This window comes from Novosphingobium sp. GV079, from assembly GCF_003058045.1.
GTDB lineage: Bacteria > Pseudomonadota > Alphaproteobacteria > Sphingomonadales > Sphingomonadaceae > Novosphingobium > Novosphingobium capsulatum.
Window position 1 is genome coordinate 151,548 of the sequence record NZ_QBUE01000010.1, and the last position, 21,568, is coordinate 173,115.

Sequence of the window (21,568 nt, forward strand, 5' to 3'; positions counted from 1 at the left end):
CGGGGCTGGACAGCATCATCACAAGGTTCTCGTTCGATCTGCGGGCGCATCAGGCCTGGTCCCTTGTGGTCTGTCGCGCCGCAGGTGAGAGAAACGCGATGGGCGCTGTCGCCAAGCTGAACCGGGCGGGCGTTTGCCCCAGAATGTCGCCATCGGCCTGGATCGGCACGGCGCCTTGCCCCGTCACCGTGACGGTCTGCGCCGAAAATCGCTGCCACGCCGGATCGGCAAAGCGGGGGCTGACCATGGCCGCTAGGGCCAGCCGCGCAATGTCGCGCCGGCGCGCGCGCGGCAGCAGCAGCACGCGAAATTCGCGGCAACGTAAGTCTGCCTGGGGATCGAGAGTCCACGGCCCGGCATAGAAGCGGCCCTTGAGCACGAAAACCGCTTCGGCGCGGTGGGCTGCGCCGTCGATCGTCACGGCCAGGGCCGGGCGAGGCCAGCGCCAGAGCTGGGCAATCAGCGCCAGGCCATAGGCGGCGCGGCCCCACCGCCGCTTGGCCGCAGGCGTCACCCGCGCCACCACGGCGCTGTCTGGCCCGACCGAGGCGCAGCACAGGAAGGCCGCGCCATCGAGCAGCCCATGATATTGCAGGGCAGGGGCATCATCCTGCGCCAGTGCCGCCACCAGCCCTGCCGGATCGGTGCCGCAGCCGGTTTCACGGGCGATAAGGTTTACCGTCCCGGCCGGCAGCAAGGCGTGGCGCACGGCGGACGCGGGCGTGATGCGTGGCGCGTGCAGTTCGGCTTCCACCACCAGCCGCGCGGTGCCATCGCCGCCGACGATGCACACGACATCGGCGCGGTGGCGCTGCGGCGCGCGGGCATAGTCAAGGCTGTCGACCAGGCGCGTGGCGTGGCCGGCGGCGGTCAACGCGGCGCGCCAACGTTCGAGCGTGCGCGCGCAAAAATTCCCGGCATGGGGATTGTAGACCAGCGCGACAGACGGCGCTGGAGCAGGAGAGGGGGCAACAGGCAGGGCGGAAAGCAAAGGCGCCGGGGCTTGTCTTGCCAGGGCGCGATCAGCCATCGGCCGTCCCGCCGTCCCGGCCAAGCCATCGATATACGCGCAACAACCCCAACCTCCAATCGTCCCCGGCGCGGGGCAATAGCTGTTTGACGCTGGTATAACAACGCCGATTGCGCCCGCATTGGGCCAGGTAGGTCTCGGTTCAGCACGAAACGGGTGGCCCGTGCGACCCCGGGCGGACTGTCAGAGACGGGCAGCGCCTGGTGCGCGGCGGCAAAATCTGGCGGATATGATGGGTGTCGCGCCCGCGCCGCTTGGCGTCAGGGACAGCAAATCTGGCTGGGGCGGCAGGATTCGAAACATTTTACTAAGCCTCGAAATAATAATGAAAAATGGTCTTGGATGATTTTCCAAGGCCCCCATTGAGGCCCCATGCAATTCGTTCACTGAGTGAGGTTCTGGATCCAGGCATTGACCTCGGATTCGCGCCAGCGACTGGTGCGAGTGCCCAAGTGAACGGGCTTCGGGAACTTGCCCGCCTGGATGCGACGGTTGATCGTCGATGGGCTGGTGCCGATCCGATAGGCGACTTCGGCGATCGTCATGAGGCGATCAGCAGGCACGGTTGGGGCCTCCCTTACCATTGCGCCCGTGGCAACGGCTGAAATACTGTCTTTCATCAGAAATCTCCGTGTGGGCGCACGCCAATCCGGTCGGCCGATTGGGTGGTAATGTTCATGGATCAATCGATACCCAGGGCGCATTTGTAGACGTCGAGGATGGCTTCCATCTCGCGCCGGTCGTCGGGCCTCATTTTGCGCAGGCGGATGATCTGCCGCGCGACCTTGGCGTCATAGCCGGCGGCTTTCATCTCATAGAAGATGTCGCGGATGTCGCCGCTGATGCCCTTCTTTTCTTCCTCGAGCCGCTCAATGCGCTCGATCAGCAGCTTGAGCCGCTCGTCTGCTGCGCGGTGTTCCTCGGGCAGATCAACGGGAATGGTCAGTTGACTGGTCATGCTGCTCGCGCCTCCGTGCGCGGAAGGGAAGCGCGAACGTCGAGCAAGTTGCTCCACTGTTCGGCCAGGGCATCCGCCATCCCGGGGAAAGTTTCGCTCCGAGCGCGGGCGCGGTCGGCGGCGTGCTTGCCCCATCCACTTTGGCGGTGGACGCGGCTCCATGCCTTGTGCTCGGCCGTGCCGGGGCGCGGGGGTGTCAGACGGTTGGTGGGCAAAACCTTGGGCAGGTTGATCAGTTCAAGGCCGGTGGCCTTGAAGAACGGGTCGCCAAACCACCACGGTTGAACGAACTGGACGTGGCGCCGACCCGTGAGCCGGACAGCGTGGGCGTGCATGATGGGGTTCTCCAGCGCACGGCGCGGGATATTTCCGCGCTCGCGACACGCGCGGTAGAATGCAGCGGCGGCTTCGAGATCAGCCCAGCCGTTTGGATCGTGGCCATTGATGCGCCGACCGCCGATGTAGAGCCAGCGAACCCCGCTGTTGCACAGGCGGGTGCAGGGCGGATGCATCACAGCCAGCAAATCCCAACCATCCTCAAGATGGTCGAGCAGGTCGCCGCGAATGTGGCGATTGCTGCCATCGTCGGCTGCTTCGGTGTCGCAAGACCAAGCATCGATGCCGCGCGCCAGGAAAGCGCGGCGTAAGACGCCGCTGCGCTCGCAACCGATCAGCACGCGGGCGCTCATCGAGCGCAAGCCCCTAGGGCGGCGCCGATCAGGAAGAGCACGACAGTTGCGATGGTGAGGGTCATGGGAGTGCGGCGGCGCTTATTGGGCTGGCCCGCCGGTCCTTTCAGATCAGGTGGGGCTTACTGGCCGGTTTGCACGCAAGGCTGCGACGACGAGCAGTAGACGGTGTTCGGCATGGCGCCGTCCCATTTTTGCACCCATTCATAGCCGACGATCTTGGGGTTGTTGGCGAGGGCCTGGGCGCGGATGCGGATGGCTTCGGCTTCGGCGATAGCCTTCACCTTGGTGGCGTCGGCCTCGCCGCTGGCCTTGGCCACGGCCGCTTCGGCGTTGGCCTTGACCGTGGCAACGTTGGCCTGGGCGGCCAGGGCCTGCTGTTCGTTTTTGGTGCGCGCGTTGATCTGGTCGAGGATCGACTGGGGGATGCGGATCGGGCCGGCCCAGTAGAGTTGTTCAACATGGAGGCCGAAGGGCTCGAAATAGCGGCGAACGTTGGCCAGTGCCTGGTTGATCAGCTTGGTCTTGCCGGCGCCATAGATCTCTTCGACTGACATGCCGGACGCGCCATCGACCAGGGCCGAGCGCACTGCATTGCGCAGCGGGGCGGCGACGATCCCCGCCATGTCCGTGCGATACTTCTGGAACAGGATCGGCGCCTTCACAGGATCGACGCGGTAGGCGATCGACACATCGGCGGTAACGATCAGGCCCGACTTGTCCTGAAAGCTGAATTCCTCGTTGGCGCCGGTGCAGGTGTTCTGATCGTCGCAACGGGTTTCGTTGGTCCAGGCATAGTTGGAGGTGTAGATCGGATACTCGTAGATATCGGTGCCGATACCGGTCCAATAGGTGCCCACGCCCAGCGCCTTGTCCTGGACGCCGGCAGCGGAGCCATAGCGCTCCACCTTCACGCCAACGTGCCCCGGCTCGACACGGCTACAGGCCGCCAAGGCGCAGCTCGCCAAGGCAAGAATGATCAGTTTTTTCATGGTTGGTCGGTCCCTTCACGGTTGAAAAGTTGGGTGACGCAAATCCCGTCGACTGCGACGACGAGCAGCGAGAGGATGGCTGCGCCCAGGAGGGCGGCATCGTTCTGGAGGTTGACCAGGGCAGGGACGATCACGCGGAACACCGCGACGTTCGTGCCGACAAGAATCGCGCCCAACACCCAGAGCATGATGTGGCTGTGGCGCTCACACATGGCGCGCCTGCTTCCCCTTGGGGTTCGGGTTGATCTCCCCAGCATCGAAATCGACGCCCATGAAGATCAGTTCGTTGCGCCAGGCTTGCTGGATTTCCGGTGCGCAGTGGGCGAGGGCATCGTCCCAGGTCGGCGCGCGGCCATGCTGCATCTGGAAAGCAACGCCGTAATAGAGGCTTTGCGCGTTGTGCGGTTCATGCGGTTCGTGCTGCGATCCGCAGGTCTGACAAAGCCCCTGCCGTGGCGGCAACAACATCATGGTGCCGGTATCAGCCATGGGCTTGCACCTTTCGGGGAAACTGGCGCTCTGCCTCGGCTTGCTGGGCGCGCCAGACGCGGATGTAGAAGCGCTGGTCGAGGCGGTCGGCTTCGAGCCGCTCTGCACGGGTGAGGGCGCGCCGCGCCTTGATGGCGTCAAATGCGGCGCGGCGGGCCTGGAGCTGGGCCAGCGTGAGAGATGCGGCGCGCGCCATCATTCCGCCTCCGGCCCGTAGAGTGCGTCGAAGCGGGCCTTGTTGTCCAAACGCCACTGGCGGGCCGCATCAAGGCGCGCCTTGCGATCCCTGGGGTGCACATGGCGCATGCCGGTGCCCTGATCGGGCAGCGGATAAAGCGCGTCGAAGCGGGCCTTGTTGGCGAGGTGCCAGGCGCGTGGATCGCGGGTGTCGTTCTGGGCGAGCGAGCCGTGTTCGTAGGGCCAATGGGCGGGGGCGGCGCGCGCAGTCATCAGGCGGCCCTCCGGCGAGCGGCGCGGCTGCCACCGTGCAGCAATTGGCGCACGGGCACGCCGACGCGGGTGCAGTCGACGCACCAGGCGGCGCCGTGGCGCGTGGTCCATCCTGCCGGCACGATGGCGTCGGGCGAGCGGTGTTCAGCGCCGCATTCGCACTGGATGACGATCGTCTGGCGCTGCAGCGAGACGGGTTGCGCGGATCGAGGAAGACGCATGGTAGAGTGTTCCTTTCAGGCAAAAGGACGCCGGGTGCGGTCAGGCCGCGTCGCTGTCAGAGCGGGGGGAAAGGGCCGAGCGCAGGGCGCCGATCGTCAGAATGGGAGCCGAAATTGCGGCCCCTCCCAAGATGCCGACGAGGGTCGATGCCGACCCTTCGATGAATACCTTCCAAAACAGGAAGCCAAACGCGATGACGTTGTAGAAAATGAGGGCGAGGGCGGACTCACGCTTGATGTTCATGTTCAGTCCTTTCAGACAAAAAGAGAGCGCATCCGGGATCGAGGCCGGAAAAAGATGCGGGTTGTTGGGCGGTCTAAGTGTGGTTAGCCGGGCAATTCAGGCGGCGCGGCACTGTCGAAGAGTTCGGGTTGCACATCGTCACGCGGGCGCATGATCTCGATGGCGTCCTGGCGGGAGACCGGGCGCATCGGTAGCGTTACGCGGGGGTTGGGGATCGCGCTGGGCGCGATGCCGTAATCGTAAGTCTCGCTGGCCTTCCAGCTGTGCCCGCAAAACAGGTTGGCGCACTGGTAGTAGATGTCCCGGTGCGTGGGCGTGACTTCGCGGCTCGTGCGGCGCTGGCCCACCGTGTTGCAGTGGGGGCAGCGCAGCCGGTCGGAGCGGCCGGAAGCGGCAGCGCTGTTGTGGCCAAGGTCAGGAAGCGGATGCGCGCCCATGATCAGCACCTCCCCCGCGTGATCCCGGCCGACCAGCGATGGTCGCAACGCGGGTTCTGACAGGTGAAGGTGAGCAACACGCCTGTGCGGGTGGGCTTGGTCGATTTGGCCATGTGCGGCGTGCCGCAGCACGAGCAGATCACGCTGGTCGTGGTTGTAGCGGGCGCGGCGATACGCAGATCGGCCGTTCCCATGTTGTTGAAGTCCCCCCCGTGCAGCACGTCATGCGTCTCCCTGTTGCTGGCGATCGAGAGCGGCGAGGCCATCGGTGATGGCCGCCAGGGCCTCCTCGCCTTCCTTGCGGGCACGGCGGCGGGCCGCAGGGTCCGAAGGGTGCAGGGCCGCGTCGATAAGGGCGGCCACAGCCTCACCGCTTTCCTTGGCGGCTTCGGCGGCGATTTCGGCCAGGCTCACATCGCCAGGCGCGTGGCTGGCGATTTCGAGGCGCAGCGAAAGCAGGCGATGGAATGGGGCATAGGTGCCGCCATGATCCATGAACGCGCGATCAAGACGCTCGGCATCGATCATGCGGATTTCCGTTTCGCAGTCGTGGTCGGACCAGTGCCGCACGGCGCGGCCGCTGACACCGCAAACGGCGCCGCAGCGGTCCCACCCGATTACCGCGGCGACCTGGGTAAGGGTGTGCTGATAGGTCAGCGGCTCGCGAAGCTTCGTCATGCCGCGTGCCCCCGCTGCAAACCATTGGATTGATTGAAGGCGACGCGCTGTGCGCCATTGTCTACGCCACGCCAGGCAGGCGAGGGGCCGAGATCGGCCGGGTAGATATCGGGGCGCAGAAGATGACGGGAAATGCCGGTGAGTTGCTCGGCGCGAAGGACATGCTCAGCGGGCAACTGTTGGTATTGGTTCAGCCAGCGCCACACTGTGGGCTGGCTTACCTCGAACACTTGCGCCATTGCCCGCTCCGAAGCGAACTGTGCACGCACCATCTGAAGGGCGCGAAAAGGGGTGACCTCTTCAATCATGATGCGAGCTATACACATTCGAATGATAGCTGCAACGAAAATGTAGCGTGCCGCGCTATTCATTTTTGTATAGTCTGCGCGCATGGCTGAGATTGTTGGCGAGCGACTGGAGCGGTTGATCGAGGAGCGGCGCCTCAGCCAATCGGCCTTGGCGCGCATGTTGGGCATTTCCCAGCCCTCAATCGGACGCTTGATATCAGGTGAGACCCGAGAGAGCGGGAAGCTGCTGGAACTGGCTCGAGCGTTGCGCACCTCGCCGGAATATCTTGTTGGTGAAGTAGACGATCCAGATCTGGTCGGATCGCTGGTCGCGTTTCACGCCGAGCCCGCACCGGATGCTGACATTGTGCAACTGTCCGAATTCAATGTCGCCTACGGCTTAGGCGGTTCGTTTATCCACGACGTGCCGGCCCGCCAGGTTCTACGCACGTTTTCGCGATCATGGGTGCGGCAGTTCACGTCCGCACCTATGGAGCAAATCTTCTGGGCAACAAGCAGCGGCACTTCGATGATGCCGGCCATTCTCGACAGCGATATCCTCCTGATCGACACCACGCAGCAGAGCCCGCGCATGTGGGATCAGTTCTGGGCCATCGAAATGCACGGCCTGGGCATGATCAAGTCGCTACGCCCAGCCAAGGATGGGGGCATGCGCCTGGTCTCGGTCAACCCTGATTTCCGCGATGAACTGGCCTATGACGGCGAGATGACCGTAGTCGGCCGGGTCGTTGCGATCGTGCGCAAGGTTTAGCGGGGGGCAAATGGACGAGGTTTTGGCGCAGGTTAAGGAAGCCACTGCCGGGCGTGCGGTGCCTTTGGGGCTGCCGTCATGGTGTCAGCCAATTGTGCTGGGCACTGAAGACTTTATTGAGGTCCAGCGGCGCGGTGCCAGTTCCAGTTGGGCCGGGTTCATCCAGTACACTGATGCTGCGGGTGAGCCGAGTGCGCGGCGGATCATCTGTCGGTCAATCTCCGGCTATGGGCGGCCAGAAACCGTCACTGCCTTTTGCTATGAGCGGCGGGCCCATCGCACTTTCCGCATTGACCGCATTCAGGAACTGGTCTGCCTGGAAACGGGCGAAGTGCTGGATCCGGGCCAGCATTTCAACCAACTGTGGCTTCATGGCGCGTTGAAGGTATCCGACAAGACGCTGACCGACATAGGGCGAATACTGGTCTTCATGGCCCGGTGCGATGGTCAGTTTCATCCGCTGGAGTCGGACAGCATCGCAACCGCCATGGAGCGCTATATCGTTCGCTTCGGCGGCGATGACCGGACGTTCGAGACTGCGTGCAAGAACATCAACAAGATCGCGCCTGATAGCTTCGACTTCGTCAAGGCCCTGGAGCGGATGCGCGATCATCCAGAAGCCCGGTCTCTTTCGCGCCTTCTGCTCGATTGTGTTGCCAACGTGACGGCAGCAGATGGCGTTATCGATGCCAAAGAGGTCGAGTGGGCTTCGGTGGTCAGCGAAACGCTGAAGGTGATGGCCACAGCCTGAAAGAGATTGGCTATGCGAGAATTTCTAGGCCCTGTTTCTCCGCACGAAAAGCTCAAGCGGAACAGACAAATCTTCGCCGATCGGCAGGCAGGAGTGTCTGTCAAGGAGATCGCTGAGAAGCATCAGATCGGCGTAGTGCGTGTGCGACAGATTTATCACCGCCAGCGGGCATTAGCCGCCGTAGCCGCAGCAAAGGCACGCAAGGAGATGGTATGCTGAAGATCGTTGTCGCGGATGAAGATTCTCAGGTACGTGTGGGTGATTTCGAGTTGCCGATCGCTCCAACAATCGGTGCGAGCATCGCTGTTCCCTATCCAGATGATGAAGTCGGGATGGCGTTCTACAATATCTCCGATTTGGTCATCGTATCAGTCGGTTCCTTCTGCCTTCTTCATGGAGATGAAAGAGTGGAGGGGCCGGCGATCATCGCATTTGGTGCGAAGGTGTAAGGGGGAAATGCGGGAGGCGGGGATGAGGCCTGCTTTCTTTCACAACAGCAAGAGGTGATTGTGCCGAAGACAGTGCGAGAGATCATGGAATCTCAAGGCTTCGCGGACCCTGCGGACACGCTGGCCGAAATGTATCAGAAGGGTTTGCAAGCGGCGCATGAAGCTGAAATTTCCGGCGATCATGCCGGTGCGTTGAAAATGCGAAAAGCAGCCGCCAAGGTCAAAAAGACCTTGGCGGCGTATGGACGACAGGTTTGAGCCGATGAGGCCCAAGGGCGGATTTCAAATTGGTGTCCGGCCCTGCTGTTGTTGCAGGGCCGGACTGCAATCGGTTACTCGTCCACGAGGATCGGAAATGCGCGCAAGCCATACTGGCTGGCGAACACGCGCTTCCCGTTCTTCGTGATCCAAGGACGCCAGATCACACGCTTGCCATCCGGCACACGCGAACGTGACATACATCACCTCAAATCGAGGCGGCCCGATGATCTTTGCGTCCGACTTGCGCCCGTGCTATGCATCGGGTTCTCACCGCTCGTCTGGATCGCGCACCTGCACAGGGGCCGCGGTTCTGCGACAGGTTCAGGGGGAGTTGTTCATCAAAACAGCTCCCCTTGAATTCCTTCGATCATCACTTCCAACCAGCGGCGTTCTGCCAGTTCGTCCGTGACGTTGTATTTGGCGGCCACGTGCCGCGCGCTGCGGCACTTCCTCACACCCTCAGTCGGTACGAGCCAGAGTTCTGCAAAGCGATCGGCCTGCCATTCGGGGTCAACACGGCTGTCGTTCCGTGTGCGCTTGGCCAACCTGGGCGTTTGCTGCGAATGGAGGATAAGATGGCCGAACTCATGTGCAGCGACGAAGCGCGCCTCCCGGTCATTATGGCAAAGCGCGATGTATGTGGACTCTGAGAGGATGATCGTCTCTTCTCCGCTGATCGCGGTAATGCCGGCAAGGCCGGGCATATCGTCATCCGGTAAGATAAAAAAATCATAATCGGGCAGAACTTCCGGCAGGATACGTTCGACGAGGTTAACCATCTGAACGTTCTTTGTGCCCATGCCAAAAAACTCACGGATATCCCGTGCACTGCGCTCGATATCAGCGCTTGTCATCGGCTCAACTGCCTGGAAGTTTCCGCCCATCTGCCTTAAACCTCTTCAAGAAGCTTAAGGATTTTGGCCTTTTTCTTTGTCGTCATTTTCGCAAAGCCGGTTTGCAGGGCGAGGGCGACTTTACGATCGAATTGATTTGCGGTGGGGCCAAGATGGATTTTGTAATCCTTGGCCGACAACCGCGCGGCCTCATCCAGTTCGGCCGTCTTCTTCGGCCCGAGATCAAAACCCGCTGCGATTGCGGGGATGATGCGCTCGGGAATCGGCTTCTTGCCGGTCTCCATAAGGCTAAGAAAACCAGGGGAAACCCCGGCCTTCTCCGCCATGTCAATCAAAAGCACACCCTTTTCGCGCCGAATTGCGCGCAATGCCTCACCGAACGGCGTCCATTTGCTTGGACCTTCATGCTGCGGTGATGTGCCAGCCTTGTCGTTTGCCACGGTCATTCTCCTCGGCTTGATCCCAGGCTGCGTTTTGCCTGAAGAGGAAAAAGACCGCAAGACTTTGTTTACCTCGATCGGTAAAACTTTGGCAACCCCTCAAGGGAACAAAACGTGGGAATTTCGTCCCAACGCATAACCGGCAGGCTATGCGATCTCCAACGCAAGCTTTGTGCTGAAGCCATTGGCGCCATGGTCGTGATCGGCGCTGGTAACCTTCCAGCTTTCCTTGTCGATGTGCGGGCGGAAGCCTGACAGGGTCACGCGCGTGCCGGGCACGGCGCGGGCATCGCCATAGGGCAGGGTGATGTCCACCGTGGCCGAGGCGCGGCCCAGGCGGCCGGTTTCCGCCTGCACGGCAGCCTTGGCCGCTGCCTCGTTGGGATAGACGCGCTTGAGGCGGCGGCGGTTGGTGCCGCCGGCCGTCACCGTCTTGCGCGTGGCCGAATCCTGATCGTGCCACTTGGCCTCGGCGCCATCGTGGCCCTTGTCGCGCGCGGCGCGGCGCCAGTTGACGCTGCTGCACTGCTGGCGCGTGATCGTCATGGTCGGCAGGGCTTTGCCGCTGGGCGTGGTCGCCTTGCCGCGTGGGGCAAAGATCAGGGTGCCGGCCTTAACCGTGGCCACGGCATCGAAATGGCGGCCGAGATCGCGGACGAACTGCATGTCCGACTTATTGTGCTGCTCGGTGGCCGGGATTGCCTGGCCGGACAGATCGGGATGGCATGCGGGGGTAAGGCCATTGTCAGCCGCCACCTTGGCGATGATCGCCCCGACCGTCTGGCCCACCCAACTGCGCGTCTTGCGTGTGCGAAAGCCGCCTTTCAGGTCTGCCCCGTGCGCGGTGATCGAGACGCGGTCTGGCGGGCCGCTCCAGGTAAGCTCGTCCACCACGAAGCTGCCTTTATCGACCAGGCCGAGCGGCACGCCGGTGCCACGCGACCAGCCCAGCCATACCGCGATGCGCGCTCCCTGGCGCGGCGGGACGAACGCGCCATCGGCATCCTGCACGACGATCTCGAGCTTATCGGCCTCCTCGCCCTCCTTTTCGCTCAGGCGCAAAGACAGCAGGCGCGGAGCAATGGCGGTTGTCAGATCCTGGCCATCGAGCGTGACGCGCCAGTTCGCGCGGGGCTGGCTATAGGGCGATTGGGCGCCAGCGGAGGTGGGCACGCTTGCCATTACGCGACCCGCGTCAATTCGATGGTGAAGTCGATCTTGCGGGCCTGGCCGGTGTCGATCAGGTTCGATCCACCATTGGCCACGCGATCGATGGTGTATGTGCCCAGGATCGTGCCGGTGCCATCCATCAACGGCCAGGCTTCGCCCTCGCTAGCCATTTCCGCCAGTGTTTCGATGGCCGAGGCGCTGCCGGCGAGCTCTGGCACCAGGGTGCCTGTGAGCGTCACCTTGTCGTCGCCCACACCCACGAACTGGCTGGCGGCGGGCGCCAGGAAGCGATCGTCGCGTGCGTGGCGGAAAGCGCGGTCGCGCTCGATGCGGTCGGGCAGCATGGTCTGGCTGTCGAACACGAACAGGCCAAGGGCAAAAAGCATGAGGGCCTCGCTTAGAAATCGTCGCCCATGTCGCCACCACCGCCGCCAAACTTGCGCTCGATGATATCGGCAACACGCTTGGCAAGGTCGTGGGCATCCTCGCCGGGTTGCTGGTAGATGTTCAGCGTCAGGTTGAGGTTAGGGCGTGGTCGATCTGCCTGGGCCGCCTTTGCCTTGCGGTCGGGAACGGTAGAGCTCGGGCCTTCGAGAGCACGGGCATTGGCATCTACCACCCTGTTCTTCGCATCGGCCAGTGACGGAGAGCTCAAAGCGAGGGCGCCGGCGCTCGCAACGCCCGCAGCCATCTTGCCCATGGCGCGAAGAGGTAGGCGCGCGCCGCCGTTGATGCCAATTGCTAGCCCTTGCGTCAGAAAGCCGCCCATTTGCATGAAAGTGCGGGACGGACTGTTAATTTGGTTCGGCTTTCGAAAGGCACCGATAATTTTCTCGCCTAACGTTGTGACGAAGCCGACGATGGGGATCGACTTTAGCCCTTCAATCAAGCCGATCAGCATCATCTTTCCGGCCCACTGCATCCATTCAGGTAGGCCATGAAAGATGCCTTTGATCTTATCTACGCTGCTTCCGATATAGGTCCAAACCTTGCTCCAGTTATTGTATAGCCAATAAAGACCGAAGACTACACCTGCGATGGCCGCGCCGATCACGATAGGCCAGATGCCGATAGCCGTGACGATCGGCGCGAGTAGCATGAACGCTCCGCGCACCATCATGAACACGTTGCGCAGCGAGGCAAATCCGGACAACACGGAGCCGAAACCGAATTGCAACGCTCCCAGTGCCGCCTTGCCGGCTATAAAGGCGGTGACCAACTGCATCAGGCTCTTGGCCGTTTCCGGATTGGCCTGTGCCCACCTAGAGATAGCTGAGATGCCTTGGTTTACCCAGCCAAAGAACTCCGTCATCGCGGGGAGCAGTGTGGCGCCCAACGTGATCGCGAGGGCGCTCATTGTGCCTTTGAAGCTTTCCCAAGCAACCGACGCATCCTGCGCTTCGCGTTGCTTAAAGGCTGCATCAACAGTGCCGCCGCTCTTGGCCAGATCGCCGCGGATCTTGCGATAATCCTGCATGTTGAGGATCAGGGTGCGCAGGGCCGATTGCGCCTGCATGTCCTCCACCACCAAGCCAAGCTTGGACAAGTCGCCACCGGTGGCTTTCTGGGTGATTTCGGCCAGGGCCTCCATCGGCGTCTTGCCCTTGGCATAGGCGGCCTTGAGCGCGGCGGGTAGATCCACCCCAAAATTCTTCTTGAACGCGTTCTGCACCGTGGGCGAGTTGATCTTCGAGAGCAGGTTGGTGATGTTGGTGGCCGCCTCCTCGCTGGTGCCCGCGCCGCGCCGGGCGATTTCGAGCGCGGCGGTCAGGTCAGCCACGGCGCCCAGGCCCGACTGGCCCAACGCCTGGGCCTGCGCAGTCAGGCTGGGGAAGTAGCGGGCCATGTCCTTCACTTCGAAGGCGCCGACATTGCCGCCCGCCGCCATGATGTCGAGGGCCTTGCCGGTGTCCAACAGGCCGACCTTAAGGTTTTGCAGGTTGGCAGAGGCAGCAGCGGCGCCATCAGCAATGTCCACCTTCATCGCCGTGCCCAGGCGGCCGATCGGGCTGATCATCTGCATGGCTTCGCGCGGATCGATGCCGAAGCCTGACAGCGCATCGACGCCCTGCCGCATTGCCTCGGGCATCTGGTGCGCAGCCTCGGCCGCGCGCAGGATGCCTTGGGCCATGGCATCGGTCTGTGCTTGGGTGAGGTTGGCCTTTTGCGCGATGTCCACCATGCCCGACGAGAAATCCATCGCGGCTTTGCCAGCTAATACCAGCGGCGTGGCCAGGCCGGCGGCGCCCAGCATGTTGTCAGTGCCAGCACTCTTCAATTGCTCGCCGCGTTGTCCAATGCGGTTGGTATTGGCGTTGAAGGTGTTGATTGCCTTCTGTCGGTCGATCTGCGCGTTCACCCGCTCCAACTGCGAGGCCAGGTTGCGCTGCTTGGCGGTTAGCTCTTCGGTGTTGCCGGTGCCCTTTGCGATTTCCTTGTCGAGTTCCTGCATCTCCTTTTTCACGTTCCGCAGTTCGCGGAACATGCCATCGAGGGCCTGCTTACCGTTCTTCCCCAGGCCAATGAGGTTCTTGAGCGGACCGGACAACTTGTCGTTGCCCGTGAATGACACGATCAGGGACAGCTTGTTGTTGGCCACGGGGCTACTCCGGTTTGTTCATGCGATTCCACGCGGCCACGGCGCGGCGGTGCCATTCGAGCAGGTCGGCCAGATCCATCGCGGCGAGATCGGCAATAGGCCAGTGGAACACCGCCGCGATATCGGCGATCAGGGTTTCGACCGTCAGGCTGCGGTCATCGCCTGCATCGCCTCGCGCTGGGCCTGGTTCAGAAAAAAACCGACCACCGTGCCGACCACTTCGGCGAAGTCATCGGCTTCCAAGCCATAGAATTCGTGCGCAACGATGGCGGGGGTGGTGATGCGCGGGATCACCTTGGCCACGGCATCGACGTCGGCTGCAACCAGGTCGGTCAACTTGGTGCCGCGCAGATCGCCGCCCTTGGGCTTGCGGATGGTGAGACTGGCGATATCGCCGCCTTCGCGCTTGATGGGCTCGGCGAGGGTGACGACAACAGACTTGCTGGCAGGCGCTTGGGCGGGCGCGGGGGTGGTATCGGTCATGGAGGGCGATCCTTGATAAGACGCGGTCTGATGAAGGCCCCTGCCGGCAGGACCGCCTTTCTACCGGCAGGGGGCCGGGCGCGAAAGGGCCGCCCGGATCTGGTAAGGGGATCAGCGGCCGAGCGCGGCGCGGATTTCGGCGTAGCGATCGACGCCCATGACAATGAAAATCATGTTGATCAGGTCGATCTCGATCCAGTCGACGCCATCGACGATCAGGCGGTAATAGCTGCACGCCACCTTGTATTTGTGGGTGCTGTTGTCGCCCGGCTTGCCGTTGCCGAAGTCGATCTCGGTATAGCGGCCCAGGCACACAACCTCGACCGATTGCACCTCTCCGGTGTAATCGTTCTGATAGGCGCCAATGAAGCGCACCAGGCTGGCGGCGAGCGAGGTGGCACCGAACTGCGCCAGCGCAGCCTGGATCAGGCCGCCCATGGAAAACTCGAACTCGAGCTTGTCGAGGCCCATGTCGATCGGCACCGGGCCGATCATGCCGCCACCGCGCCAGTCTTCGGTCTTAATCACCAGCTTGGGCACGGTGACTTCCTCGGTTTCGGCGAGGTGGCCGACGCCGTCGAGCAGCATGTCCATCTGCTTCAGCTTGAAGGGGAAACCCATGGCAATGCTCCTTTAGGCGGCCAGCTGGCTGGCGAAATCGGCGTAATACCGGTCGGTCACGCGCTGGTTGAGGGAGAGCCCTTCGAGCGGGGCCACGCCGGTAAAGTCGTAGTCGATCACCGCCTGGCCACCGGCGAGTTGCTCGGTGCTGTTGAGTGCGGGATCGTACCAGGCCTTGCCGCCGATCAGCCGGCCGGCGGTGACATAGCTGCGCAGCTTGGCGTTGATCGTGTCGATGGTGTCCTTGACCAGCATGACGGTCATCGGCTTGTCGGCGGCCCAGGCGAGGCCCTGCTCGATTTCGTCGGCGATCACCTGCGAGGTGCGCACCACGCTTTCGAAGGCGTAAAGCGGTTCGTCCGAACAGGTGCGGTTGCCCCAGTAGCGATAGCCGCCGCCGAAGCGCACCAGCGTGGTAATGCCGGCGGCATTGAGGAGCGCGGCATCGGTTTCCGTGCTGTTGAGGGCGAAGCTCACGTCCTGGGAAATCCCGGTCACCCCGGTGACGGTGATGTTTGAGATCGTCTTGTGCCAGCCCATGTCGGCATCGATCTGGGCTCGCATGCCCATGGCGCGGGCCACGGCATCGCCGGCAAAGCTGCTCGACCAGTTGGGCCAGATCATCATCATTTCGCGTTCGCCGAAGTTCTCGCGATAGGTCAGCGCCTCGGCCACCGTCTCGCCTTCGCCAGCGAAATAGAGGAAGCCGCGCAGCTTTTTGGCCACGCCGGCAAAGTGCGCCGTCACCGCCTCGCTATCGAGCGCCGGGGCGCCGAGGATGCGCGGGCGCACCTGCAATTCCGCCTCGGCGGTGATCAGCTTGTCGATACCGGCGATGGTCAGCGCTTCCTGCGCCTGGGCATCGGCGCCCACGCCCACGCGCACCAGCACGATCACGGGGCTGGATACGTCGGCAATCGCATCGAGCGCGGCGGGCAGGGTGCCGGTCGCGCCGATGGTGGCGAGCGCCTTGCGCACGTCGGTGATCAGCACGCGGCCATCGAGCGGGAAGGCATCGGCCGGTGCATCGGGCGCGGTGCCGACAATGCCGATCACGGCGGTGGACTGGGAGGCAATCGCGCGACTGCCCTGGGTAAGGAAATTGGTCTTGATGCCGTGCATGGGTGGCTCCTGATCAGGCGGCGCGGATGGACAAGCGGTTGAGGGGGATGGTCAGGCGGGTGAGGGCATTGGCGAGGGTGCCGGCTTTGGTGCCGGTGATTTCAGCCACGGCCTGGCCCGAGGCGAGCTCGCCCGAGATGGTGACCTGTCGCACGACGATGCGCGGCTCCCACCTGGCGAGCGCAAGAGCGATGCCCATCGACGCAAGCAGCGTGGTGGCGCGGTTCAAGGGGCGATCGACCACGTCGGCGAGAATGCAGCCGTAGTCGCGGCGCATCGTGCGGGTGCCGAGCGGGGTGCTGATGATGTCCTCGCACGACTGTTCGAGGTGGTCGTCGCCCGAAAGCGGCTCGCCGGTGGCGCGGTTCATGCCGGTGAGATTTGTCACAGGCTGATCTCCGGCACGGTGATCGGCACATGCGAGAAACGGTGCGCGGCGGCCTGGGCAGCGCTTTCCAGTTCCGCCACCTTGGCCGAGAGAGCGGCAACCTGGGCGACGGCCTTGTAATAGGCCTGCACTTGCGGCTGCACCTGGGCCAGGATCATGTCCTTGATCCAAGAGACGATCTTGGTGGGATCGGCAATCGGCGCTTCCAGCAGAGCCAGCCAAGGGGCGAGCCGCTCGATCAATTCGCGCACATGCGCCAACTGCGCGGCCACCGGGGCAAACGCTTCATCCACCCGCGCTTGCAGGTCCACGGGGTTCTTGGCCGCGTTGATCCGGTCGATCAGGCGGTCGATATAGGCGGTGTTGATGGTGACGCTGCCCTGGTCGATCATGGCGCCCTCACGCGATGTTGTTGACGATGCCGGCACTGACGGTGATCGTCTTGCCGTCGGGCGTGGAAAACTGGCCGCTGGCGCCGGTGCCGGCATCGAGATTGCCCGCCGCGACCACCGATCCAGACACGTCGAGATCGCCGGTGATGGACACACCGGCCGGGGCGTTGATCGAAAACTTGCCGTTGCCAGGCAAGACGAACGCCAGATCGTGGCTATCGGGATCGTAGGACAGCACTGCGCCGTCCTTGAAGCGGACTAGCTCCATGGCGCTGTTGCCCGGCAGGGGGAAAGCGTTGCAGGTAATCCCGCCGATCGCGATGGCCGCACCGATCTCGCCGGCCGGGCACAGCACCAGCACCTGCTCGCCTACTGCCGGCGGGCACCAGACGCGAGTTTCGCCCATGCGCGGCGCGGCCCAGCGGATCGGGCCGGTTTGCAGATCCTCGTCGATCTCCACCACGCATTTGCCGGCGGCATGATCGACAGAGACCACGCGCCCAAAGCGCAGCAGTTCGTCGGGATCGGTCAGGGTGCTTTCGGGCGTTCTCATGATGCCACTCAGCCACCGGAACGCGGCGGGGGCCATGGGGGCCGATTGTAGGGGCGCCGCTCACAACGCGCGCGGGTGGCAGAGTGGCCGGGCCAGCGGCAAGCCCATGGACATGGCCGACAGCACCACCGCAATCGATCTATCGCAATTGCCCGCGCCCACCGTGGTCGAGCAGATGTCCTACGAGGACATCCGCGCTGCTGCCGTGGCCAAGCTGCGCGAGGATCTACCCACGTTCGACGCTACGGTGTTGAGCGATCCGGCGGTGAAAGTGCTCGAGGTGTTCGCCTATCGCGAGATGCTGATCCGCCAGACATTCAACGAGCGCGCGCGCCAGGTCATGCTGGCCTATGCTACCGGCAGCAACCTCGACCAGCTGGGCGCGCTGCTCAACGTCGCGCGCCTGCCCGACGAACTGGACGATGCTTACAAGGGGCGAATCCAGCTAGCGCCCGAAGCCTTTTCCGTGGCCGGGCCGGCCAGCGCCTATCGCTATTATGCGCTTTCGGCCGCCGGCACGATTGCCGACGCCAGCGTCACCAGCCCCCGGCCAGATGACATCCGCGCGATGGTCCTGGGCGTGCTGGCCGACCATGGCGCCGACGCGGGCCTGGTGGCGGATATGACCGCCGCGCTCGATGGTGCGACCTGGCCGGGCACCGTGCTCGTCGCCTTGCTATCCAGCCTGGGCGATGGTTCGGCCAGCGACGATGAAATCGAGGCAGTTGAACTGGCCATCGCCGCCGACGAGGATGTGCGGCCCGTCACCGATCTGCCCCAGGTGCAATCGGCCGAGATCGTCGATTACGAAATCGATATCGATCTGACGCTGTTTACTGGCCCCGACGAGACGGTGGTGCTCGCCGCCGCGCAAGCCGGGGTCGAGGCCTACAAGACCGCCTCGCGCAAGATGGGTCGCTCGATCACCCGCGCCGGGCTCTATGCCGCCGCCGTGGTCGCGGGGGTGCAGAATGCCCTGATCAACAAGCCGGCCGACGATGTGGCGGTGGGCAAGCTGCAATGCGCCAATTGCGTCGGCACTGCCGTGAGGATCGCCGGCCGTGTCGAGTGATAGCCTGCTCCCACCCAATTCCACCCCGTTGGAAGTCGCGCTCGCGCGCCTGGGGCTGCGGTTCGACGACATCGACCTGCCGATTGAGCGGCTGTGGAACCCGGCGACCTGCCCGATTGCCGTGCTGCCGTGGCTGGCCTGGTCGCTGTCGGTCGACAAGTGGGATGCCGAGTGGTCCGAAGAGGAAAAGCGCGCGGTGACGGCGAGTGCGATCGAGGATCAGCGCCGCAAGGGCAGCGTCACGGCGGTCAAGACCGCGCTGGCCGGGATCGATAGCCTGCTGACCCTGGTGGAGTGGCACCAGACCGCACCGCGCGGCGTGCCGCACACCTTTGCCGTGCATCTGCCGGCGATCGGCGCCGATGGCGTCGCTGGTGGCGCGCGCGTGTCTGCTGCCACCACCGCGCAGATCATTGCCGATGTCGTCCGCGTCTCCCCCGCGCGCAGCCACTTCGACGTCGTGATCGACCTGGCCGTGGCCGGCGCCACCGCCGCCACCGGCGCCGCCTATGCCGCGCTCTATCGCCGCGTCGCTGCCGGGCCGGACACCAGCGACACCGATTGGGCCGCGCTGATCACCGACGAGATCGGCGAACCGCTGACCGACGATACCGGCCAGTTTCTTGATGGGAGTGCCGCTTGATGACCGCGCTTGTCCTGCAAATCACCGATGTCGGCCGCGCGGCCATGGTCGATCCGGCCGGGGGCACGCGCACCGTGCACATCGTCGAAGCCGGGCTGACCCAAGCCGCGTTTGTGGCCGCGCCCACGCTGGAGGCGCTGCCCGGCGAATTCAAGCGGATCGATACGGTTTCCGGCCTTGCCGTGGCACCGGACACCGTGCACCTCACGCTGCGTGACAGCGGCACCGATAGCTATGCCGTGCGCGGCATTGCCCTCTACCTCGATGATGGGACGCTGTTTGCCGTCTTTGGCCAGCCCGATCCGATCCTTGAGAAGGCCGCTGCCGCGACGTTCTACCTGGCGATCGATTGGACACTCGCGGCGGCCGATGTAGCCGCGATCACGTTCGGCGACACGAGTTTTCTCAATCCCCCGGCCACCGAAACGGTTTCCGGTGTGGCCCAGCTGGCGACCATTGCCGAGGCGCTGGCCGGTGCGGTGGGCGACAAGATCATCACGCCGGCCGTGATGGCCGAAGTCCTCGCCGGCTATGTCAACGCGGCCCAGCTCGGCGCAGCGAGCGGCGTGGCGACGCTCGGCGCCGACGGCAAGCTTGCCGTCGATCAGCGCCCGGCGATCGACCTGATCGACGTGTGGCCGGTGGCTGACCAGGCCGCGATGCTCGCCAAGGCCGACGCGACAGTGGGCGACTTCGCCGTACGTGCCGATTCTGGGTTGGTCTATGTGCTGCAGGCCCTGCCGCCCAGCACGCTGGCCAACTGGCTCGAGATCACCACGCCATCGCCGGTGGGATCGGTCAACGGCAAGGTCGGTGCCGTCGTGCTCTCATCTGGCGACGTCGGCGCGGTGCCCAGTGGGCGCAAGGTCCAGACCGGCGGAGGCCTGCTGTCGGGTGGCGGCACGCTAGCGGGCGATCTCACCCTCACGCTCAACCCAGCCAGTGCTACCGAGGCGGCGGCCGGCGTGGCGGGTGATAAGGTGGTTACCCCGGCGAGCCTCGCCACGATCCTCGCCACCCTGGCCGCCAAGGCCAATGGCGCTGCAACCGTCTCGGCCGGCGGCCTGCTGACCGGCGGCGGTGTGCTCGCCGGCAATCCCACGATCAACCTGGCAGCGGCCAGTGCGGCCGAGATCCTGGCGGGCAACGAAGGTGGCAAGGCAGTCACGCCCGCCGGCCTGGCTGGCCTGCCCAAGAGCCTGACACCCAATGGCTATTGGACGCTGCCCGGTGGGCTCAAGCTGATGTGGGTGCAGGTGCGCCAGGTGGTTACTACCGAGCGTGTGCTCACCGTCGCTTACCCCGACAGCTTCGCCGCGTTCGTCGTCCCCATTTCGCTGACCGGGTGGAACACCGTCTTCTCGATCAGCCGCGATCTGTGGTGCCAATTCGTCGGCGACCCTGGCCTCTCCAGTTGCACGATTCAGACCCAGTCCGACGACGGCCAAGACATGCGCCTCGACGGCTTCAACGCATTTTTCCTGGGGGTGTGATGTCCCACATCTACTACAGCGCCGCGCGTGGCGGCTTTTTTCACGCCGCCAACCACCCAGTGCTGCCCGATGACGCGGTGCGTATTTCGCGTCTGCGCCATCGCCAGCTGATGGACGCGCAGTCCCAGGGCCGCCAGATCGTGCCGAACGACGCGGGGCGCCCTGTCCTGGCGCCGGTGGTGCCACCCAGCATCGAGCAGCTGCGCGTGCGGGCGAGTGCCGCGGTCAATGCCGAGGCCGCGCGCCGGATCAAAGCCATCGCTACGATCGAACGGCAGACCAACGACAACGCAGTGATCGCCCAGGCCGCCCTGGCCGCCGCCACCGGCGCCCCGGCGCCGGCAGGCCTGGCCGAAGCGCTCGCCCGCCGTGCCGCGATCGACGCCATCCGCGCGGCGTCCAACCGCATCGCCGCCGTGATCGCGCAGATGCCGGCGGCCAACCTCATCGATTTTGACGCCACGGCCGAGCGGCTGTGGGTGGAGGGCTGATCTATGGCCAAGATTTCCGACCTGCCCAAAGTCGTCGCACCAGATGGTGCCGAAACCGTGGTGGTGCTCAAGGATGGTGAGGCCAAGCGCGTCGACTTGGCGCCGCTGGTGGAGGCCGGCGCCGCGCCGGTTTTGGCCGAGGCGGGCAACTTGCGCGATGAAGCAGCGGATGCGGCGGACCTGGCTGGCCGCTACGCCAATGCGGCAAGCGACGCGGATATCCCCGGTGCGCCTGCCGGTGCGCGCGGGGCCTATTACTGGACGCTGGTCGCGCAAAACCTACTTGCCAGCCTGCAGGCAACAGCCACCGACAACGCTGCTGCCGTTGCCCTGCTGCGGCAGATCGCGACGCAAACGATCGGCCGCCCGGTCGCGCCAATTGCCGGCGCAGCCACCACCTATCCCGTGACGATGCGCGATGCTGCCCTGCAGGCCGGCACCATCGAAACCATTCCGCTCTATGTGCGCGGCGCAGGGCCCCTGCAATTGACCCTCTACACGGTGAGCGGCCCGCTGCTCACGCGCGTGGCGACGTACAC

General features: G+C 64.1%; 36 protein-coding genes. 9 read left to right on the forward strand and 27 right to left on the reverse strand.

Features of this window, described 5'->3' with window-relative positions:
• Positions 1 to 49: 49 nt before the first annotated feature.
• The 15 genes from C8K14_RS14245 to C8K14_RS14305 form a co-directional block, all read right to left on the reverse strand.
• The gene (locus tag C8K14_RS14245; protein ID WP_107717126.1) at positions 50 to 1,030 is read right to left on the reverse strand and encodes a diacylglycerol kinase family protein; all 981 of its coding nucleotides are present in this window, start codon (positions 1,028 to 1,030) and stop codon (positions 50 to 52) included.
• A 383-nt stretch (positions 1,031 to 1,413) separates the two neighbouring features.
• The gene (locus C8K14_RS14250) at positions 1,414 to 1,650 is read right to left on the reverse strand and encodes an AlpA family transcriptional regulator (RefSeq protein ID WP_199223735.1); all 237 of its coding nucleotides are present in this window, start codon (positions 1,648 to 1,650) and stop codon (positions 1,414 to 1,416) included.
• A gap of 62 nt (positions 1,651 to 1,712) precedes the next feature.
• Positions 1,713 to 1,988 carry a DUF2312 domain-containing protein gene (locus tag C8K14_RS14255; RefSeq protein WP_107717128.1) on the reverse strand — a complete coding sequence of 92 codons (276 nt, stop codon included), beginning with the start codon at positions 1,986 to 1,988 and terminating at the stop codon, positions 1,713 to 1,715.
• Complete coding sequence (locus C8K14_RS14260) at positions 1,985 to 2,677, reverse strand: hypothetical protein (RefSeq protein WP_107717129.1); 693 nt, start codon at positions 2,675 to 2,677, stop codon at positions 1,985 to 1,987. The genes C8K14_RS14255 and C8K14_RS14260 overlap by 4 nt, the downstream gene beginning before the upstream one ends.
• A gap of 122 nt (positions 2,678 to 2,799) precedes the next feature.
• Complete coding sequence (locus C8K14_RS14265; RefSeq protein ID WP_233251092.1) at positions 2,800 to 3,669, reverse strand: SPFH domain-containing protein; 870 nt, start codon at positions 3,667 to 3,669, stop codon at positions 2,800 to 2,802.
• Positions 3,666 to 3,881 (reverse strand): hypothetical protein, encoded by a 216-nt coding sequence (locus C8K14_RS14270; RefSeq protein ID WP_107717130.1) that lies wholly within the window; start codon positions 3,879 to 3,881, stop codon positions 3,666 to 3,668. Before C8K14_RS14270 ends, C8K14_RS14265 begins: the two co-directional genes overlap by 4 nt.
• Positions 3,874 to 4,158 carry a hypothetical protein gene (locus C8K14_RS14275; protein WP_107717131.1) on the reverse strand — a complete coding sequence of 95 codons (285 nt, stop codon included), beginning with the start codon at positions 4,156 to 4,158 and terminating at the stop codon, positions 3,874 to 3,876. Before C8K14_RS14275 ends, C8K14_RS14270 begins: the two co-directional genes overlap by 8 nt.
• Complete coding sequence (locus C8K14_RS14280; protein WP_107717132.1) at positions 4,151 to 4,357, reverse strand: hypothetical protein; 207 nt, start codon at positions 4,355 to 4,357, stop codon at positions 4,151 to 4,153. Before C8K14_RS14280 ends, C8K14_RS14275 begins: the two co-directional genes overlap by 8 nt.
• On the reverse strand, positions 4,354 to 4,608 hold the full coding sequence (locus C8K14_RS14285; protein WP_107717133.1) for a hypothetical protein: 255 nt from the start codon (positions 4,606 to 4,608) through the stop codon (positions 4,354 to 4,356). The genes C8K14_RS14280 and C8K14_RS14285 overlap by 4 nt, the downstream gene beginning before the upstream one ends.
• On the reverse strand, positions 4,608 to 4,829 hold the full coding sequence (locus C8K14_RS22405) for a hypothetical protein (protein ID WP_133726820.1): 222 nt from the start codon (positions 4,827 to 4,829) through the stop codon (positions 4,608 to 4,610). The genes C8K14_RS14285 and C8K14_RS22405 overlap by 1 nt, the downstream gene beginning before the upstream one ends.
• Positions 4,830 to 4,869: 40 nt before the next feature.
• Positions 4,870 to 5,073 (reverse strand): hypothetical protein, encoded by a 204-nt coding sequence (locus C8K14_RS14290; RefSeq protein ID WP_107717134.1) that lies wholly within the window; start codon positions 5,071 to 5,073, stop codon positions 4,870 to 4,872.
• Positions 5,074 to 5,156: 83 nt separating this feature from the next.
• The gene (locus C8K14_RS14295) at positions 5,157 to 5,510 is read right to left on the reverse strand and encodes an ogr/Delta-like zinc finger family protein (RefSeq protein ID WP_133726821.1); all 354 of its coding nucleotides are present in this window, start codon (positions 5,508 to 5,510) and stop codon (positions 5,157 to 5,159) included.
• Between the two features lie 2 nt (positions 5,511 to 5,512).
• Positions 5,513 to 5,731: a hypothetical protein gene (locus C8K14_RS22410; protein ID WP_133726822.1), complete on the reverse strand. Its 219-nt coding sequence runs from the start codon at positions 5,729 to 5,731 to the stop codon at positions 5,513 to 5,515.
• A 1-nt stretch (position 5,732) separates the two neighbouring features.
• A complete protein-coding gene (locus C8K14_RS14300) occupies positions 5,733 to 6,188 on the reverse strand; it encodes a hypothetical protein (protein WP_107717136.1) in 456 nt (151 codons plus the stop codon).
• Complete coding sequence (locus C8K14_RS14305) at positions 6,185 to 6,496, reverse strand: YdaS family helix-turn-helix protein (RefSeq protein WP_107717173.1); 312 nt, start codon at positions 6,494 to 6,496, stop codon at positions 6,185 to 6,187. Before C8K14_RS14305 ends, C8K14_RS14300 begins: the two co-directional genes overlap by 4 nt.
• Before the next feature lie 82 nt (positions 6,497 to 6,578).
• Here C8K14_RS14305 and C8K14_RS14310 point away from each other — a divergent pair, with 82 nt between their 5' ends.
• The 4 genes from C8K14_RS14310 (at position 6,579) to C8K14_RS22415 (ending at position 8,705) form a co-directional block, all read left to right on the forward strand.
• Positions 6,579 to 7,247: a S24 family peptidase gene (locus C8K14_RS14310; protein WP_107717137.1), complete on the forward strand. Its 669-nt coding sequence runs from the start codon at positions 6,579 to 6,581 to the stop codon at positions 7,245 to 7,247.
• Between the two features lie 10 nt (positions 7,248 to 7,257).
• Positions 7,258 to 7,998 carry a TerB family tellurite resistance protein gene (locus tag C8K14_RS14315; RefSeq protein WP_107717138.1) on the forward strand — a complete coding sequence of 247 codons (741 nt, stop codon included), beginning with the start codon at positions 7,258 to 7,260 and terminating at the stop codon, positions 7,996 to 7,998.
• A gap of 212 nt (positions 7,999 to 8,210) precedes the next feature.
• Entirely contained in the window at positions 8,211 to 8,447 is a 237-nt protein-coding gene (locus tag C8K14_RS14320; RefSeq protein ID WP_107717139.1) for a hypothetical protein, read from the forward strand.
• Positions 8,448 to 8,519: 72 nt separating this feature from the next.
• Positions 8,520 to 8,705 (forward strand): hypothetical protein, encoded by a 186-nt coding sequence (locus C8K14_RS22415; RefSeq protein WP_133726823.1) that lies wholly within the window; start codon positions 8,520 to 8,522, stop codon positions 8,703 to 8,705.
• Positions 8,706 to 9,046: 341 nt separating this feature from the next.
• Here C8K14_RS22415 and C8K14_RS14325 read toward each other — a convergent pair whose 3' ends face one another.
• The 12 genes from C8K14_RS14325 to C8K14_RS14380 all read right to left on the reverse strand — a co-directional run bounded on the left by C8K14_RS14325 (position 9,047) and on the right by C8K14_RS14380 (position 17,330).
• Positions 9,047 to 9,592: an ImmA/IrrE family metallo-endopeptidase gene (locus C8K14_RS14325; protein ID WP_107717140.1), complete on the reverse strand. Its 546-nt coding sequence runs from the start codon at positions 9,590 to 9,592 to the stop codon at positions 9,047 to 9,049.
• A 5-nt stretch (positions 9,593 to 9,597) separates the two neighbouring features.
• Positions 9,598 to 10,002 carry a helix-turn-helix domain-containing protein gene (locus C8K14_RS14330; protein WP_158271918.1) on the reverse strand — a complete coding sequence of 135 codons (405 nt, stop codon included), beginning with the start codon at positions 10,000 to 10,002 and terminating at the stop codon, positions 9,598 to 9,600.
• A 147-nt stretch (positions 10,003 to 10,149) separates the two neighbouring features.
• The gene (locus C8K14_RS14335; RefSeq protein ID WP_107717142.1) at positions 10,150 to 11,184 is read right to left on the reverse strand and encodes a contractile injection system protein, VgrG/Pvc8 family; all 1,035 of its coding nucleotides are present in this window, start codon (positions 11,182 to 11,184) and stop codon (positions 10,150 to 10,152) included.
• Positions 11,184 to 11,558: a phage tail protein gene (locus C8K14_RS14340; RefSeq protein ID WP_107717143.1), complete on the reverse strand. Its 375-nt coding sequence runs from the start codon at positions 11,556 to 11,558 to the stop codon at positions 11,184 to 11,186. The genes C8K14_RS14335 and C8K14_RS14340 overlap by 1 nt, the downstream gene beginning before the upstream one ends.
• A gap of 11 nt (positions 11,559 to 11,569) precedes the next feature.
• Complete coding sequence (locus C8K14_RS14345; RefSeq protein WP_107717144.1) at positions 11,570 to 13,771, reverse strand: phage tail tape measure protein; 2,202 nt, start codon at positions 13,769 to 13,771, stop codon at positions 11,570 to 11,572.
• 4 nt (positions 13,772 to 13,775) lie between these two features.
• Positions 13,776 to 13,919, reverse strand: a complete 144-nt coding sequence (locus C8K14_RS14350) for a GpE family phage tail protein (protein WP_369974058.1) — start codon at positions 13,917 to 13,919, stop codon at positions 13,776 to 13,778.
• Positions 13,916 to 14,254 (reverse strand): phage tail assembly protein, encoded by a 339-nt coding sequence (locus tag C8K14_RS14355; RefSeq protein ID WP_107717146.1) that lies wholly within the window; start codon positions 14,252 to 14,254, stop codon positions 13,916 to 13,918. The genes C8K14_RS14350 and C8K14_RS14355 overlap by 4 nt, the downstream gene beginning before the upstream one ends.
• Before the next feature lie 111 nt (positions 14,255 to 14,365).
• Positions 14,366 to 14,875 carry a phage major tail tube protein gene (locus tag C8K14_RS14360; RefSeq protein WP_107717147.1) on the reverse strand — a complete coding sequence of 170 codons (510 nt, stop codon included), beginning with the start codon at positions 14,873 to 14,875 and terminating at the stop codon, positions 14,366 to 14,368.
• A 12-nt stretch (positions 14,876 to 14,887) separates the two neighbouring features.
• Positions 14,888 to 15,997 (reverse strand): phage tail sheath subtilisin-like domain-containing protein, encoded by a 1,110-nt coding sequence (locus C8K14_RS14365; protein WP_107717148.1) that lies wholly within the window; start codon positions 15,995 to 15,997, stop codon positions 14,888 to 14,890.
• A 13-nt stretch (positions 15,998 to 16,010) separates the two neighbouring features.
• Positions 16,011 to 16,367: a GPW/gp25 family protein gene (locus C8K14_RS14370; protein WP_233251094.1), complete on the reverse strand. Its 357-nt coding sequence runs from the start codon at positions 16,365 to 16,367 to the stop codon at positions 16,011 to 16,013.
• A gap of 14 nt (positions 16,368 to 16,381) precedes the next feature.
• Complete coding sequence (locus tag C8K14_RS14375) at positions 16,382 to 16,777, reverse strand: hypothetical protein (protein ID WP_107717150.1); 396 nt, start codon at positions 16,775 to 16,777, stop codon at positions 16,382 to 16,384.
• Between the two features lie 7 nt (positions 16,778 to 16,784).
• Positions 16,785 to 17,330: a phage baseplate assembly protein V gene (locus C8K14_RS14380; protein ID WP_158271919.1), complete on the reverse strand. Its 546-nt coding sequence runs from the start codon at positions 17,328 to 17,330 to the stop codon at positions 16,785 to 16,787.
• A 112-nt stretch (positions 17,331 to 17,442) separates the two neighbouring features.
• On the opposite strand from C8K14_RS14380, the gene C8K14_RS14385 reads away from it, so the two are divergent.
• The 5 genes from C8K14_RS14385 to C8K14_RS14405 form a co-directional block, all read left to right on the forward strand.
• Positions 17,443 to 18,402 carry a baseplate J/gp47 family protein gene (locus C8K14_RS14385; RefSeq protein ID WP_084390913.1) on the forward strand — a complete coding sequence of 320 codons (960 nt, stop codon included), beginning with the start codon at positions 17,443 to 17,445 and terminating at the stop codon, positions 18,400 to 18,402.
• A complete protein-coding gene (locus C8K14_RS14390; protein ID WP_107717152.1) occupies positions 18,392 to 19,045 on the forward strand; it encodes a phage tail protein I in 654 nt (217 codons plus the stop codon). Before C8K14_RS14385 ends, C8K14_RS14390 begins: the two co-directional genes overlap by 11 nt.
• Complete coding sequence (locus C8K14_RS14395) at positions 19,045 to 20,538, forward strand: hypothetical protein (RefSeq protein ID WP_107717153.1); 1,494 nt, start codon at positions 19,045 to 19,047, stop codon at positions 20,536 to 20,538. Before C8K14_RS14390 ends, C8K14_RS14395 begins: the two co-directional genes overlap by 1 nt.
• On the forward strand, positions 20,538 to 21,029 hold the full coding sequence (locus C8K14_RS14400) for a hypothetical protein (RefSeq protein ID WP_062785000.1): 492 nt from the start codon (positions 20,538 to 20,540) through the stop codon (positions 21,027 to 21,029). The genes C8K14_RS14395 and C8K14_RS14400 overlap by 1 nt, the downstream gene beginning before the upstream one ends.
• A gap of 3 nt (positions 21,030 to 21,032) precedes the next feature.
• Positions 21,033 to 21,568: hypothetical protein (locus C8K14_RS14405; RefSeq protein WP_133729717.1), on the forward strand; the 536-nt coding region annotated here is incomplete at its 3' end.

Bases quoted from the DNA above. Each gene is read 5' to 3' on its own strand.
- C8K14_RS14320 (WP_107717139.1), top strand. From the start codon at position 8,211: ATGCTGAAGATCGTTGTCGCGGATGAAGATTCTCAGGTACGTGTGGGT.
- C8K14_RS14305 (WP_107717173.1), bottom strand. From the start codon at position 6,496: ATGATTGAAGAGGTCACCCCTTTTCGCGCCCTTCAGATGGTGCGTGCA.
- C8K14_RS14245 (WP_107717126.1), bottom strand. From the start codon at position 1,030: ATGGCTGATCGCGCCCTGGCAAGACAAGCCCCGGCGCCTTTGCTTTCC.
- C8K14_RS14295 (WP_133726821.1), bottom strand. From the start codon at position 5,510: ATGGGCGCGCATCCGCTTCCTGACCTTGGCCACAACAGCGCTGCCGCT.
- C8K14_RS22405 (WP_133726820.1), bottom strand. From the start codon at position 4,829: ATGCGTCTTCCTCGATCCGCGCAACCCGTCTCGCTGCAGCGCCAGACG.
- C8K14_RS14300 (WP_107717136.1), bottom strand. From the start codon at position 6,188: ATGACGAAGCTTCGCGAGCCGCTGACCTATCAGCACACCCTTACCCAG.
- C8K14_RS14370 (WP_233251094.1), bottom strand. From the start codon at position 16,367: ATGAACCGCGCCACCGGCGAGCCGCTTTCGGGCGACGACCACCTCGAA.
- C8K14_RS14360 (WP_107717147.1), bottom strand. From the start codon at position 14,875: ATGGGTTTCCCCTTCAAGCTGAAGCAGATGGACATGCTGCTCGACGGC.
- C8K14_RS14270 (WP_107717130.1), bottom strand. From the start codon at position 3,881: ATGTGTGAGCGCCACAGCCACATCATGCTCTGGGTGTTGGGCGCGATT.
- C8K14_RS14355 (WP_107717146.1), bottom strand. From the start codon at position 14,254: ATGACCGATACCACCCCCGCGCCCGCCCAAGCGCCTGCCAGCAAGTCT.
- C8K14_RS14310 (WP_107717137.1), top strand. From the start codon at position 6,579: ATGGCTGAGATTGTTGGCGAGCGACTGGAGCGGTTGATCGAGGAGCGG.
- C8K14_RS14265 (WP_233251092.1), bottom strand. From the start codon at position 3,669: ATGAAAAAACTGATCATTCTTGCCTTGGCGAGCTGCGCCTTGGCGGCC.
- C8K14_RS14365 (WP_107717148.1), bottom strand. From the start codon at position 15,997: ATGCACGGCATCAAGACCAATTTCCTTACCCAGGGCAGTCGCGCGATT.
- C8K14_RS14275 (WP_107717131.1), bottom strand. From the start codon at position 4,158: ATGGCTGATACCGGCACCATGATGTTGTTGCCGCCACGGCAGGGGCTT.
- C8K14_RS14335 (WP_107717142.1), bottom strand. From the start codon at position 11,184: ATGGCAAGCGTGCCCACCTCCGCTGGCGCCCAATCGCCCTATAGCCAG.
- C8K14_RS14315 (WP_107717138.1), top strand. From the start codon at position 7,258: ATGGACGAGGTTTTGGCGCAGGTTAAGGAAGCCACTGCCGGGCGTGCG.
- C8K14_RS14380 (WP_158271919.1), bottom strand. From the start codon at position 17,330: ATGAGAACGCCCGAAAGCACCCTGACCGATCCCGACGAACTGCTGCGC.
- C8K14_RS14290 (WP_107717134.1), bottom strand. From the start codon at position 5,073: ATGAACATCAAGCGTGAGTCCGCCCTCGCCCTCATTTTCTACAACGTC.
- C8K14_RS14260 (WP_107717129.1), bottom strand. From the start codon at position 2,677: ATGAGCGCCCGCGTGCTGATCGGTTGCGAGCGCAGCGGCGTCTTACGC.
- C8K14_RS14400 (WP_062785000.1), top strand. From the start codon at position 20,538: ATGTCCCACATCTACTACAGCGCCGCGCGTGGCGGCTTTTTTCACGCC.
- C8K14_RS14285 (WP_107717133.1), bottom strand. From the start codon at position 4,608: ATGACTGCGCGCGCCGCCCCCGCCCATTGGCCCTACGAACACGGCTCG.
- C8K14_RS14325 (WP_107717140.1), bottom strand. From the start codon at position 9,592: ATGGGCGGAAACTTCCAGGCAGTTGAGCCGATGACAAGCGCTGATATC.
- C8K14_RS14255 (WP_107717128.1), bottom strand. From the start codon at position 1,988: ATGACCAGTCAACTGACCATTCCCGTTGATCTGCCCGAGGAACACCGC.
- C8K14_RS14395 (WP_107717153.1), top strand. From the start codon at position 19,045: ATGACCGCGCTTGTCCTGCAAATCACCGATGTCGGCCGCGCGGCCATG.
- C8K14_RS14340 (WP_107717143.1), bottom strand. From the start codon at position 11,558: ATGCTTTTTGCCCTTGGCCTGTTCGTGTTCGACAGCCAGACCATGCTG.
- C8K14_RS14250 (WP_199223735.1), bottom strand. From the start codon at position 1,650: ATGAAAGACAGTATTTCAGCCGTTGCCACGGGCGCAATGGTAAGGGAG.
- C8K14_RS14375 (WP_107717150.1), bottom strand. From the start codon at position 16,777: ATGATCGACCAGGGCAGCGTCACCATCAACACCGCCTATATCGACCGC.
- C8K14_RS14280 (WP_107717132.1), bottom strand. From the start codon at position 4,357: ATGATGGCGCGCGCCGCATCTCTCACGCTGGCCCAGCTCCAGGCCCGC.
- C8K14_RS14385 (WP_084390913.1), top strand. From the start codon at position 17,443: ATGGCCGACAGCACCACCGCAATCGATCTATCGCAATTGCCCGCGCCC.